This is a genomic window from Margalitia sp. FSL K6-0131 (assembly GCF_038008735.1).
In the GTDB taxonomy this organism is placed as follows: domain Bacteria; phylum Bacillota; class Bacilli; order Bacillales; family Bacillaceae_C; genus Margalitia; species Margalitia shackletonii.
Genome location: NZ_JBBOZS010000001.1, coordinates 2,657,189 through 2,670,411, shown reverse-complemented (window position 1 = coordinate 2,670,411; position 13,223 = coordinate 2,657,189). Strand labels below are relative to the sequence as shown.

Here is a 13,223-nt window from a genome sequence, read left to right as displayed (position 1 = left end):
ATACGCTTGGAGAATAAAATCTCCAAGCGTATTTTTATTTCTCTCGAATGTCTGAAATTTATAACAGGAAAATCACACAATGAATCGAATAAGTATAAGAATATCTTTAAAGTAGGGAGCTATCATTTTGAAGAAAATTCTCGTCATTATTTTTCAGTTGTGTATCCTTTGGGGGCTAAATGAATTGGGATCTGTGATTGTAAGGCTTACGCATATTCCTTTGCCTGGGAATGTTGCAGGAATGATTTTATGCTTCATCCTTCTGTTGACAGGAGTGATGAAGGTGCAGTGGATTGATAGGACCTCATCGTTTTTAATCCGGCATCTTGCTTTCTTTTTCATTCCGATATCAGTTGGATTAATGACTTTAGGGGGAATATTTCTGAAAAAAGGGGTTATTTTACTCTTTATTTTAAGTATTAGTGCTATCGTTGGCATATGCGGTTCAGGGTATTTGTCTCAAAAATGGATGAAATCTGCGGAGGAAAACGTACATGATCATCATCACAGTCTTTAGCATCGTTCTTACTATTTTGGTATATATTTTCACCCTTTTTGTTGCAAAAAGGTATTCTTCCCCGTTTACAACACCTGTATTTTTAAGCACAGTAATCATCATTATCGCGCTCGTTGCCAGTCATATTTCATATAAAGAATATGAACCTGCAAAAGAAATCATGACGTATTTACTCGGACCGGCTACCGTTGCATTAGCTGTTCCCCTGTATAAAAATCGCCATATCTTAATCCAAAATCTTTTGCCGGCACTTGCAGGGGTTTTAACAGGAACCATACTTACCATAATAACCGCTATTTTGTTAGGCAAAGCATTTAAGCTATCAAAGCTAATGATTACATCATTAAGTATTAAATCTACCACTATACCAGTTGCGTCTGAAATTTCCAAAATAATAGGCGGAGATGAAATATTGGTTGCAGCTTTTGTGATGATTACCGGCATGTTCGGAGCGATGTTCGGACTTAAAATACTAGATAGAATAAAAGTTTCAAGTCCTTTTTCAAGAGGATTATCTTTAGGAACGATTTCCCATGGCATCGGTACTTCTCAAGCAGTAAAAGAGGGAGAGCTGCAAGGTGCTGTATCCAGTGTCGCAATGGCATTATCCGCGGTGTTCACGTCTATTTTAGTGCCATGGTTGATTCCATTGTTTTTGAATTAATATTTAGCCATTTTAGCCTATAAGGCAGGTATTTTGGTCTATAGGTCGAAATGATTGAATATAACCATCTTAGAACCTTCATATTCACAATGTATTTCTATCGTAAGAGGTAGGTTTTTTGTTACCGGATAAGGTGGAGATAGTTTGGGGGGACTTTTGCTCAAAGCTCAACAATCTAGGATGGGCATCATGTAGTATAAAAATCGCTTCCGCTAGTTTTCAACACTCTATCCCACATTATCTGAACATAAAATGAGGGGGAATTGAAAAATGATGGACACACCGCTACTATTAACCTCCATGATGGAACGTGCAGAAAAATATTTTCCGCGAAAAGAAGTCATTTCCAGAACGGCATCCGGCATTCACAGATTTACTTACAAAGAAATTGGAGAAAGAACGAGAAGATTGGCAAGTGCACTAACAAAAATCGGGTTAAAGAAAGGGGATAAAATCGGAACATTTGCTTGGAACCATCATCGGCATTTAGAAGCTTATTTTGCCGTGCCATGCAGTGGTGCAGTCCTCCACATGGTTAATATCCGCTTAACCCAAGAACACTTGACATATGTCATCAATCATGCAGAAGACAAAATTTTACTTATTGACCCGGATTTAGTGCCTATTATAGAAAAAATTAAAGCTCAATTAACAACGGTTCAATGCTTCGTAATAATGTCTGATGAGAAAGAAATACCGGAAACAACTTTGCATCCAGCATTTTCTTATGAACAACTGATAGATGATGGAGACCCAGCATTCAACTTTATATCGGATATGGATGAACGTACACCAGCAGCAATGTGCTATACATCGGCCACTACCGGTAATCCAAAAGGGGTCGTTTACACACATAGAGGTATCGTCCTTCATAGTCTGGCAATTGGTCTCGCTGATACACTTGGACTTTGTGAAAGAGATGTTGCCATGCCAGTAGTGCCGATGTTTCATGTAAATGCATGGGGGTTACCTTTTGCTGCTGTTTGGTATGGGACAAAACAGGTTTTACCAGGTCCTTCATTTACTCCGAAAATTTTAGCGGAGCTGATTGAACAAGAAAAGGTAACCATTACAGGCGGTGTTCCAACGATTTGGATTGGTCTGTTAAAAGAATTAGAGGAAAATCAATATGATATTAGCAGTATACGTGCTTTAGTTTGCGGAGGAGCAGCATCACCAAAAGGATTGATTCGCGCCTTTGAAGAAAAGTATAAGGTTCCTTTTATTTCGGGATATGGTATGACGGAAACAAGTCCAATCGTAAGTTTATCTACTTTAACAAGTGAGATGGATTCTTTATCTTTAGAAGAAAAAATTGATATCCGTGCGAAAACAGGATTGGTTGTACCTGGCCTTGATATACGGGTAGTGAATGAAAACGGAGATGTCCCGTGTGACGGTGCAACAATGGGAGAATTAATAGTCAGGGGGCCATGGATTGCCAACGAATATTATAAGGATGAACGTACAAATGATGCATTTAAAGATGGCTGGCTTTATACCGGCGATATCGCGGTAATGGATGCAGATGGATACGTTCGAATTACCGATCGGACAAAGGATTTAATAAAGAGCGGCGGAGAATGGATTTCCTCTGTTGCACTTGAAAATGCACTTATGTCCCACGAAGCAGTTTATGAAGCTGCAGTTATCGCCATTCCACACCCTAAATGGCAGGAACGTCCATTAGCCTGTGTTGTACTGAAAGATGCCTATAGAAATCAAATTTTCGAACAGGATCTTATTTTATTTTTAAAAGGACAATTTTCTAATTGGTGGTTGCCGGATGAGATAATATTCTTAAAGGAAATACCGAAAACCTCCGTAGGCAAATTTCTCAAAAGGACATTGAGAGATCAATGGAAGCATTACTATTCAAATGCTGAATAATACTCTTGTAGTATTATAAATCTATTGTAAAATGGTACTCAGTCTTTATCCAAGAAAGGATCATTTTAAAGAAAAATGGCAGCAAAGAAAAAATCATACAAAAAGCGAAAAACGAATAAACGCTCACCAATATTAATATTGCTCATACCGGTCGTGATTATTGCATTATATGTTCTAACAAATGATCATGACGACAAAAAAAAGCCGACCAAAACTCCTGATATGAAAATCCCGGCTCAATATATTCCGATTTATAAAGCAGCAGAAAAAAAATACGGAGTACCATGGTATGTCCTTGCAGCACATCACCGTGTGGAAACTCGCTTTTCTACCATGAAAACAATGGTTTCACCTGTTGGGGCTGAAGGGCCCATGCAGTTTATGCCATGTACATTTGTCGGCTGGAAACATCCATCCTGTTCCGGTAAAGGGAAGGGGAACATTCCAAAAGAAGAAAAAGAAAACCCAGCGGTTATCAGAAAATATGGAGGCTATGGAGTGGATGCAGATGGAGATGGGGTAGCAGATCCATTTAATATTTATGATGCCATCTTTAGCGCAGCAAACTATCTTGCACATAATGGTGCAACAAATGGAAATTTAAAAAAAGCGATATACGCCTATAATCATAGCAATGAATACGTAAAAGAAGTTTTATATTATGCAAAAGAATATGAGCAGGCTTTTTAAAGGATAAGTGTCAGGCACCACTTGTGGACATTTCCGGAAACTGTCCACACCCGATGGACAGTAACATTGGATTGTTTTATTCAAAATATGAAAATCCCCATTAGAAGTTGATTACACTAACTTCAATAGGGGATTTTTCATTTCAAAAAAATATCACTTTATAACCCGAATGGTCGAAATTTCCTTTTCTGTAACCCTGCCAATAATGGCGGCATCTTCAATGCCTTTTTGCTGCAAATCCTCTACATACAATAATGCATCTTCTTCTTTCAGCGCAACTAGCAACCCACCGGAAGTAACTGCATCACATAGAATAATCTGTTGCTCCAAGGACAGGGATTGATCATAGACAATATTCTCTGCTAACCATTGATGATTAGATTTGGAACCACCCGGAATGACACCATTCATGGCAAGTTCATATGTACCATCAAGAATCGGTACTTTACTATATTCAATCGTAAAGGTAACGTTGCTTCCGCCGGCCATTTCGCTTGCATGTCCTAACAATCCGAAACCTGTGACATCCGTGACAGCATGTGGTTCATATTTCTGTAAGCACTCAGCAGCGTCCTTGTTCAGCGTTGCCATAACCTTAGTGACAATTTCTTCTTGCCCCTGTGTCACTGCATTCCGCTTTATTCCCGTCGTCATAATGCCGACACCAATTGATTTTGTTAACACAAGTACGTCACCAGGCATTGCTCCAACATTCTTCCATACTTTCTTTGGATGCACAATACCGGTTACAGATAGACCAAACTTCGGTTCCTGATCATCGATGGAATGCCCGCCAATTGTTATAGCACCCGCTTCATGAACTTTATCAGAAGCACCTCGTAAAATCTCTGCTAAAGTATCAGCACCTAATTTTTTGATAGGGTACCCTACGATATTTAAGGCTGTTTTTGGTGTTCCGCCCATGGCAAAAACATCACTAAGGGCATTTGCTGCCGCTATTTGCCCAAACATGTATGGATCATCCACAATCGGTGTAAAGTAATCAATGGTCTGAACTAATGCAATTTCATCTGTCAATTGATACACTCCTGCATCATCAGATGTCTCATTTCCAACCAATAGTTCAGGTACATTTTGTGTTTTCGGTAATTTACGCAAAACTTGCGCAAGGTCCTCGGGACCAATTTTGCAGCCTCAGCCAGCTTTTGTCGAAAGAGCTGTTAACCGTAGCTTTTCATGCTCACTCATCCATACCACCTCCAATATTTTTAGTTTATCCTTTTTTAGTGAACCTGAAAACAAATTTGCAATAGGAATACCATCAATAATACAATGTTTTTAATAAGAAATAGGGGGAAATCAAATGCTTGACATGGTTCGATCTATACCACCTATACATGAACTGCAAAAAACAGATTTATTTCTATATATCCAAAATAAATATCAAATTCCTTATGAACAGCTAACTTCCATCGTAAAAGATGAAATTAGTGATATTCGTGAGTCCATATTAAAAAACAATTGGAAAGGCAGTTACCCGGGAACCGCAGAATTTAGCAAAGAATTATTTACTAGAGTGGAGAACTCAACAGCTCACCGTTTTACCTACTCAATTAAAAAAGTAATTAACGCAACTGGCACCATTTTACACACAAATGTGGGAAGAGCTCGTTTAAGTAAAGAAGCTGCTGAACATGTGAAGGAGACTGCTTTATCCTATACAAATCTAGAATATGATATAGAAAAAGGGACTCGCGGAACAAGGCATACTCATGTAGAGGAACTAATAAAGGCACTTACTGGCGCAGAAGCGGCACTAATTGTCAATAATAATGCTGCAGCTGTTTATTTTATTTTACATACTTTTGCAAAGGATAAAGAAGTCGTTATTTCTAGAGGAGAACTCATCGAAATTGGGGGATCCTTTCGGGTTTCTGCCATTATGGAGGAATCCGGAGCAAAGCTAATAGAGGTTGGGACCACTAATAGAACACATCTAAAAGATTATGAAAATGCTATTAGTGATCAAACATCTATTATCCTAAAGGTCCATACAAGCAATTTCACCATCAAGGGATTCACAAGTTCCGTTGATACAGAAGCACTTTACAACTTTAAACAAAACCATCCTTCACTCCTACTATATGAAGACCTTGGCAGTGGGGTCTTGATTGATTTAAACCCTTTTGGAATCGGAGACGAACCGGTAGTTAGCAGAAAGTTAAAAGCCGGAGCAGATATTGTATCATTTAGCGGGGACAAACTACTAGGCGGACCACAAGCGGGAATTATCGCCGGCAAGAAGGAATATATTGAAAAACTGAAAAAGCATCAGCTTGCACGCGTATTGCGTGTTGACAAAATGACAATAGCGGCACTAGAAGCAACATTGCTGCATTACTTAAAGGGAGAGGCTTTTACTAAAATCCCCGCACTGCACTCGATAACTATGGATGCATCTATCGTAAGACAAAGGGTAGACGATTTTAGAATGAAGCTATCCAATGAAAGAGAAGATTTTACCATTACTATAAGGGAGGGAACAAGCCAAATAGGCGGGGGCTCATTGCCTGATGTTTCCTTAAAAACATATGTGTTAAGTTTAAAGCATAAAAATATCAAAGCAGAGGATCTTTCTATGCAATTACGAACTGGTGAACCTTGCATTTTAACAAGAATTCATCAAGAGGAAGTAATATTCGATTTTAGAACAATCGCGATAGAAGAAGAAGACTTGTTGCTGGAAGCATTAAAAGGAATACCAGGTCGATAGTGATCTGGTATTCCTCTATCATATATCTATTACACGACAAAAGTCTTTGTCAAGCGCAAGCAGTTTAGCGGATGTGTAAGGAATTTTATGTCTTTCTTAATTACATATCATGGCTTTGATTATGTTTCGCACGGGTATGGTTACGGTTTTTTACTTTTTTAGACCCGCTTAATGGCTCTGGTTGTCCGTTATCATGTCCTTTTTCGGCATTTTTTCTCATATCTTTTCCATCATTTTTATTCGTCATTTTAATATCCCTCCTATATTTTAGATTGTGCCGTCATCAACAATTTATACTGAATAATAATTGAAATTTTGCACAATCTATTTTTGCAATCGATTATTGTGAAGGGAAGAAGAATGGATGGCACATCATAAAAATAAACAACAAGCATTCCAAGCTGCCCAGAAAGGTGCAAAGCAATTACATGATGCTTATAACAATCTTGAAAGAGACAGTGCAAGCTACGGGCAACAATTAAAGCATTTAAAACAAGAAGTAAACGAAACCTATCAGCAAATTGAAAATGCAATGGAAGTGGCAAGTGAAACACAAAGACCACAATTAGAAAAGTTTAGAAGGGATCTTCAACAAATTGTAAACGAAGTAAATGAATTTTAATGATTTCCATAGAAAAAACTCGCAAATGCTTGCGAGTTTTTTTGTTTAAAATAGGTTATAAAATTATTGGTTTTTCTTTCGTTTCTTATTATTTTGTTTTTGTGCTGCCGTTAACGGTTCGTTAGACAATTCTTCATTGTAACCAGTTCCCATACCTTGCGCTTTAGCTGCATTTGCTCCAGGAATAATATGATTAGCCTTACGTTTTCCCACTTGATTCACCTCTAAAAAATTAATATTTCACCCTAAAGTCTCCGCTTAAGCAATCATTGTTACTGAAGCAGAAATTTCTATTATTTTTCACTTAACCAGAGAGATTAAACGGAAAATAATATATAATTTCATGGAAGATTCACCATAAATTTTGATATGAGAAATATGCTTTACATGCTTCGATAAGTAATACTTATTAAAAACAATAACATTCTTGTTATTTACTTATGTAATTTCTTGTATTAAGATGTTAATGTGCGAAAAGTAAGAGACCAACATTCGAGCTTTTCTTCCAATTATCGATTTAAGATGCATTATTGAAAAGAAGGGGGAATCTCAGGTGGCTAAAAATGACGTATTTAATTCACGTACTTCCTTTGAATTAGAAGGAAAACGATATAACTTTTATCGTCTTGCAGCTCTTGAAGAAGCAGGTATAGCAAAAGTATCACGCTTACCTTATTCCGTAAAAGTATTATTAGAATCTGTTCTTCGCCAAGTAGATGGCCGTGTTATTACAAAAGAACATGTTGAAAACCTAGCAAAATGGGGATCTGAAGAAGTAAAAGATGCAGAAGTGCCATTCAAGCCTTCTCGTGTAATCTTACAAGACTTCACAGGTGTTCCTGCTGTAGTAGACCTTGCTTCACTTCGTAAAGCAATGGCTGACTTAGGTGGAAACCCTGATAAAATTAATCCAGAAATCCCAGTAGATCTTGTTATCGACCACTCTGTACAAGTTGATAAATACGGTACTACTGATGCATTAAATGCAAATATGGATTTTGAATTCGAACGTAATGCTGAGCGTTATCAATTTTTAAGCTGGGCAACAAAAGCATTTGATAACTATCGTGCTGTTCCACCAGCAACAGGTATCGTTCACCAAGTTAACCTTGAGTATTTAGCAAGTGTTGTTCATGCTATCGAAAATGCTGAAGGTGAATTCGAAACATTCCCTGATACATTAGTTGGTACTGACTCTCATACAACGATGATCAACGGTATCGGTGTTCTTGGCTGGGGTGTAGGTGGTATTGAAGCAGAAGCTGGAATGCTTGGACAACCTTCATACTTCCCAATTCCAGAAGTAATCGGGGTTAAATTAACTGGCGAAATGCCAAACGGTGCTACTGCAACTGACTTAGCATTGAAAGTAACTCAAGTATTGCGTCAAAAAGGCGTTGTTGGTAAGTTTGTTGAATTCTTCGGTCCTGGTGTTTCTACACTTCCACTTGCTGACCGTGCAACTATTGCTAACATGGCTCCTGAATATGGTGCAACTTGCGGTTTCTTCCCAGTTGATGCTGAATCTTTAGAATATCTTCGTCTAACTGGCCGTCCTGAAGAACATGTAAAACTTGTAGAAAAATATTTACAAGAAAACAATATGTTCTTTACACCAGAAAACGAAGAACCAGTTTACACTGATGTAGTTGAAATCAATCTTTCTGAAATCGAAGCAAATCTTTCTGGTCCAAAACGTCCACAAGATTTAATCCCGTTATCCAAAATGCAAAAAGCATTCCAAGATGCTTTAACTGCACCTGTAGGTAACCAAGGATTCGGTTTAAAAGATTCTGAGATCAATAAAGAAGCAGTGGTTAAATTTGATAATGGTGACGAAGCAACAATGAAAACTGGTGCTGTTGCCATTGCCGCTATCACAAGCTGTACAAACACTTCCAACCCTTATGTAATGCTTGGCGCTGGTTTAGTAGCGAAAAAAGCAGTTGAAAAAGGTTTAGAAGTTCCTAAATATGTAAAAACTTCATTGGCACCAGGATCTAAAGTTGTTACAGGGTATCTAAGAGACTCTGGTTTACAAACATACTTAGACAAATTAGGATTCAACCTAGTAGGTTACGGATGTACTACATGTATCGGTAACTCTGGTCCTTTAAAAGACGAAATTGAAAAAGCAATTTCTGAAAGTGATTTACTTGTAACTTCTGTACTTTCTGGTAACCGTAACTTTGAAGGTCGTATTCATCCATTAGTAAAAGCTAACTACTTAGCTTCACCACCACTTGTTGTTGCTTATGCATTAGCTGGTACTGTTGATATCGATCTAGTAAACGACCCTATCGGAAAAGATAAAGATGGCAACGATGTATTTATGAAAGATATCTGGCCATCAACAGAAGAAGTAAATGCAGCAGTAAAAGAAACTGTAACGCCAGAATTATTCCGTAAAGAATACGAAAATGTATTCAACGATAATAAACGTTGGAACGAAATCAAAACAAGTAATGATCCATTATATACTTGGGATGAAGAGTCAACTTATATCGCAAACCCACCATTCTTTGAAAATCTATCTCCAGATCCAGAAGAAGTGAAACCACTTAATGGCTTACGTGTAATTGCGAAGTTTGGCGACTCTGTTACAACAGACCATATTTCACCAGCAGGTGCAATCGGTAAAGATACACCAGCAGGTAAATATTTACGCGAACGCGGTGTTGAACCACGTGAATTCAACTCTTACGGTTCACGTCGTGGTAACCATGATGTAATGATGCGCGGTACATTTGCAAACATCCGTATCCGTAACCAAATTGCTCCTGGAACAGAAGGTGGCTATGCTACTTACTGGCCAACAAACGAAGTGACATCTATCTATGATGCATGCATGAAGTACAAAGAAGATGGAACTGGATTAGTAGTACTTGCTGGTAAAGATTACGGTATGGGATCTTCTCGTGACTGGGCAGCAAAAGGTACTAACTTATTAGGTATTAAGACTGTTATTGCGGAAAGCTTCGAACGTATTCACCGTTCAAACCTTGTATTGATGGGTGTTCTTCCACTTCAATTCAAGAAAGGTGAAAACGCTGAAACTCTTGGCTTAACAGGAAAAGAAGTAATTGATGTTCAAGTGGATGAAAATGTAAAACCACGTGATATCCTTACTGTAACAGCTACTGATGAAGCTGGTAATAAAAAGCAATTCGAAGTATTAGTACGTTTCGACTCTGAAGTGGAAATTGATTACTATCGTCATGGTGGTATTTTACAAATGGTACTTCGTGATAAATTACAAGCGTAATGTCATAAAGGAACACATCTCGTTTTTACGGGATGTGTTTTTTTTCTTCTTCTAAAAAATATATGATTACATACAATAACCCATATATCAGATATTTTTTTGGAGGAAGGAAATGGGACGAAAAATAATTGCGCTAACAATCCTTCTTTTTTTGGGAGGAGTATTTGTTGTACAAGCAGTCGAACAAAATACACATATTATGGATTATAAGACCAAGGAGAACCTTTCTAGAAATGAAAATATCAATACGGGAAAGAAGCAAGATGTTCAAGAAGCCGATATTTCAAGTATAGGCTTGTCTATTGGCCAAAAAGCTCCTAATATAAAAGCAGTCGCGTTAAACGGGAAGAGCATTGATCTATCCGCTTTTAAAGGAAAAAAGGTCATCTTAAATTTTTGGGCAGCGTGGTGTCCGCCTTGTAAAGAGGAACTTCCAGAGCTAGTAAAGTTTTATAATGAACATCACTCAGATGTAGAATTGATTGGTATTAATATTGAAAGTTCGAAAGCCCAAGTGATGGACTTTATGAAAAAGTATGACATTACGTATCCAATTATTATGGATAATAAAGAAACTATAAGTAATCAATATGAAATACAACCAATTCCCACTACCTACGTTATCGATGAAAAAGGTATGATTATGAACAAACAAATTGGGGCAGTAACTTATAACCATTTAAAACATATTTTAACGAAATGAACACCTTTTAGGAGGTGTTTTTTCTTTTAAAGGGGCAAAATGTTCTAAAAATATTATAATTATGCAAATAACTGACCATACTAAAAAGTAGAAAAAAGTAAAATTGCCAAAGGAGACTTGCAAATGAGAAAATCAATGAAAAAATCGTTTATAGATTTAGTAATGGAGAATAAACAAGAACTTCTGAAAGATCGGGATGCAATGGATCGTATTGAAGAAAAATTAGAACAGAAACGAATGATAAAGAAAGCTGAATAGACCACATATTCCCTGACTTTTCGGAAAAACTAACAGAAAAGGAGGGAATTTTTCATTGAGCAACCCAAAAAGAAAACCACAGGATTATGTACCTAACCATATTGGAACACAACAGCGATCCGCAGGAGGCAACAAGGGAAAGAAGATGCAGGATCAATCTGGTGAACATGCACAAGTAATGCAAACGAAGGGTGAGTAAACACTAATTTCCATCAATTCTTTTTTCATATCTAGTTACACTAATGATGTACCGAGTAATTGGTGCACTTATTTTCTTCAAGGAGGAATAAGCGAATGGCATGGAACAAACCGAAACCAGATGACCGCAGCGATAACGTAGAGAAGCTTCAAGACATGGTGCAAAACACTATTGAAAATATGGAAAAAGCAGAAGCAACCGCTGAATTTGCTGACGGTGAACAGCGAGCACAAATTGAGGCAAAGAATGAACGCCGCCGTGAAAGCATTGATGCGATGCGCAGTGAAATTAAAGACGAAGCACATGCTCAAGAAAACAATAATCAATAATGTATTGACAAAGCCGGCTAAATGCCGGCTTATTTATTGGGAATCAAATGATAAAATGAAATCCGGTCGAGAACTTTCAAAAAAATGTCGCGACTAGCTATAGAGCCTGGAAGATTTGTTCTTGGTTAAATTCTTTTATTTTTCGAAGTTTAAATTGCATGATACAATGATGGTACTAGTTATTTTTACTTGAGGTGAACTAAATGTTAATATCTGATAAAAAGATTGAAGTAAGATACGCCGAAACAGATCAAATGGGTATTGTATATCATGCAAATTATTTAGTTTGGATGGAATTAGGACGTACACAATTGGTAGAAGATCTCGGCTTTAAATACGCTGATATGGAGGTGGAGGGCATTCTCTCTCCAGTAATCGATATCGAAATTTCCTATAAAAAACCTGTCCTATACGGAGAAATGGCAACAATCAAAACCTGGATAGAAGAATATGATGGGATCCGTATTACATATGGCTATGAAATTTATAAAGAAAATGGAGAACTATCGGTTACCTCCTACTCGAAACATGCCTGTGTGAGAAAAGAATCATTCCGACCGATTTCTATTAGAAAAATATTCCCAGACTGGCATGAAGCATACGAAAAAGCAAAAAAGACAGAGTAAGGTGTGGATCTAGTGGCATTTGGAATAACTAAAGATGAACTTAGAACCTGGAAAAAATCAATTGATCGCGGAGAAATCGCTTTTTTAACCCATTATTGGCTAGATGACCGCTTTCCAGAGGCAAGATCCGTAACCAAGGTAGGATGCAATGATTTACATAAGCTTCAGAAATGGGGTGCCAAGTACGGGTTAAAAAAGGAATGGATCCATCATCGTAAAGATGGGTATTCCCACTACGATTTACTTGGAACAAGGCAAAAAGAAATTTTGGAATCGGAAGGAATAATAAATAAACATATTAAATACCTATAAAATACAAAACCTCCATACCGAATATTTCGGATGGAGGAATTTTATTACCCTTTTTTATACTCGAATACTGGTTCGTCTAGTCCAGAATTATATCCAACATGTAAATCATGACCATCAAAATACCATACATCTCTTTCCTCAATAAAAAATAATATACCGTTTTTTGTTGTAGTAACGACAGGATCTTCCGCTTCCTCTTTCATTAAACCGAGTGAAAAACCTTCTTGCACAGCGGTAGAACCTCCATATTTAACAAAGAAACGAATGGAATCTCCTGCTTCTATATCCATTTCATCTTGAAACCACTTTACCGCATCATCGGAAACAAAAATTTGCATATTCCAAACCTCCTAAAGAAAACAAGCATATTTAGTATACTTCCAGCACACACAGACTATTTTCATCAAATAATAT

The 13,223-nt window shown here is 37.4% G+C and carries 17 protein-coding genes; 13 read left to right on the top strand and 4 right to left on the bottom strand.

What is annotated here, in order from left to right:
- Window positions 1-127 precede the first annotated feature (127 nt).
- From NSQ59_RS13005 to NSQ59_RS12990, 4 genes are all read left to right on the top strand, one after another.
- A complete protein-coding gene (locus NSQ59_RS13005) occupies window positions 128-517 on the top strand; it encodes a CidA/LrgA family protein (RefSeq protein WP_126646986.1) in 390 nt (129 codons plus the stop codon).
- A complete protein-coding gene (locus tag NSQ59_RS13000) occupies window positions 495-1,181 on the top strand; it encodes an LrgB family protein (protein WP_340831562.1) in 687 nt (228 codons plus the stop codon). The genes NSQ59_RS13005 and NSQ59_RS13000 overlap by 23 nt, the downstream gene beginning before the upstream one ends.
- A gap of 270 nt (window positions 1,182-1,451) precedes the next feature.
- Entirely contained in the window at window positions 1,452-3,071 is a 1,620-nt protein-coding gene (locus tag NSQ59_RS12995; RefSeq protein ID WP_340831561.1) for a long-chain fatty acid--CoA ligase, read from the top strand.
- A gap of 75 nt (window positions 3,072-3,146) precedes the next feature.
- Window positions 3,147-3,761 carry a lytic transglycosylase domain-containing protein gene (locus NSQ59_RS12990; protein ID WP_340831559.1) on the top strand — a complete coding sequence of 205 codons (615 nt, stop codon included), beginning with the start codon at window positions 3,147-3,149 and terminating at the stop codon, window positions 3,759-3,761.
- A 153-nt stretch (window positions 3,762-3,914) separates the two neighbouring features.
- Here NSQ59_RS12990 and selD read toward each other — a convergent pair whose 3' ends face one another.
- Window positions 3,915-4,970 (bottom strand): selenide, water dikinase SelD, encoded by a 1,056-nt coding sequence (selD, locus tag NSQ59_RS12985; protein ID WP_083489311.1) that lies wholly within the window; start codon window positions 4,968-4,970, stop codon window positions 3,915-3,917.
- A 115-nt stretch (window positions 4,971-5,085) separates the two neighbouring features.
- Here selD and selA point away from each other — a divergent pair, with 115 nt between their 5' ends.
- A complete protein-coding gene (selA, locus tag NSQ59_RS12980; RefSeq protein WP_340831557.1) occupies window positions 5,086-6,495 on the top strand; it encodes an L-seryl-tRNA(Sec) selenium transferase in 1,410 nt (469 codons plus the stop codon).
- A gap of 100 nt (window positions 6,496-6,595) precedes the next feature.
- Here the strand turns inward: selA and NSQ59_RS12975 are convergent, their stop codons facing one another.
- Window positions 6,596-6,742 (bottom strand): small acid-soluble spore protein P, encoded by a 147-nt coding sequence (locus NSQ59_RS12975; protein ID WP_083489310.1) that lies wholly within the window; start codon window positions 6,740-6,742, stop codon window positions 6,596-6,598.
- 117 nt (window positions 6,743-6,859) lie between these two features.
- Between NSQ59_RS12975 and NSQ59_RS12970 the strand changes: the two genes are divergently transcribed.
- Window positions 6,860-7,117, top strand: a complete 258-nt coding sequence (locus tag NSQ59_RS12970; RefSeq protein ID WP_055739735.1) for a hypothetical protein — start codon at window positions 6,860-6,862, stop codon at window positions 7,115-7,117.
- Between the two features lie 63 nt (window positions 7,118-7,180).
- Here NSQ59_RS12970 and sspO read toward each other — a convergent pair whose 3' ends face one another.
- Window positions 7,181-7,330, bottom strand: a complete 150-nt coding sequence (gene sspO, locus NSQ59_RS12965; RefSeq protein WP_055739734.1) for a small acid-soluble spore protein O — start codon at window positions 7,328-7,330, stop codon at window positions 7,181-7,183.
- A 340-nt stretch (window positions 7,331-7,670) separates the two neighbouring features.
- Here sspO and acnA point away from each other — a divergent pair, with 340 nt between their 5' ends.
- From acnA to NSQ59_RS12930, 7 genes are all read left to right on the top strand, one after another.
- Window positions 7,671-10,382, top strand: a complete 2,712-nt coding sequence (acnA, locus tag NSQ59_RS12960) for an aconitate hydratase AcnA (RefSeq protein ID WP_055739733.1) — start codon at window positions 7,671-7,673, stop codon at window positions 10,380-10,382.
- 112 nt (window positions 10,383-10,494) lie between these two features.
- Window positions 10,495-11,085 carry a TlpA family protein disulfide reductase gene (locus NSQ59_RS12955; RefSeq protein WP_055739732.1) on the top strand — a complete coding sequence of 197 codons (591 nt, stop codon included), beginning with the start codon at window positions 10,495-10,497 and terminating at the stop codon, window positions 11,083-11,085.
- 123 nt (window positions 11,086-11,208) lie between these two features.
- Window positions 11,209-11,343 carry an FbpB family small basic protein gene (locus NSQ59_RS12950; RefSeq protein ID WP_083489309.1) on the top strand — a complete coding sequence of 45 codons (135 nt, stop codon included), beginning with the start codon at window positions 11,209-11,211 and terminating at the stop codon, window positions 11,341-11,343.
- Window positions 11,344-11,398: 55 nt separating this feature from the next.
- Window positions 11,399-11,542, top strand: a complete 144-nt coding sequence (locus tag NSQ59_RS12945; RefSeq protein WP_055739731.1) for an acid-soluble spore protein N — start codon at window positions 11,399-11,401, stop codon at window positions 11,540-11,542.
- Between the two features lie 95 nt (window positions 11,543-11,637).
- Window positions 11,638-11,871, top strand: coding sequence for a small acid-soluble spore protein Tlp (tlp, locus tag NSQ59_RS12940; protein WP_055739730.1), 234 nt, complete (start codon window positions 11,638-11,640; stop codon window positions 11,869-11,871).
- A 203-nt stretch (window positions 11,872-12,074) separates the two neighbouring features.
- Window positions 12,075-12,497, top strand: a complete 423-nt coding sequence (locus tag NSQ59_RS12935; protein ID WP_055739729.1) for an acyl-CoA thioesterase — start codon at window positions 12,075-12,077, stop codon at window positions 12,495-12,497.
- Between the two features lie 12 nt (window positions 12,498-12,509).
- Window positions 12,510-12,809: a hypothetical protein gene (locus NSQ59_RS12930; protein WP_055739728.1), complete on the top strand. Its 300-nt coding sequence runs from the start codon at window positions 12,510-12,512 to the stop codon at window positions 12,807-12,809.
- 44 nt (window positions 12,810-12,853) lie between these two features.
- Here the strand turns inward: NSQ59_RS12930 and NSQ59_RS12925 are convergent, their stop codons facing one another.
- On the bottom strand, window positions 12,854-13,147 hold the full coding sequence (locus NSQ59_RS12925; protein ID WP_055739727.1) for a HesB/YadR/YfhF family protein: 294 nt from the start codon (window positions 13,145-13,147) through the stop codon (window positions 12,854-12,856).
- Window positions 13,148-13,223 lie beyond the last annotated feature (76 nt).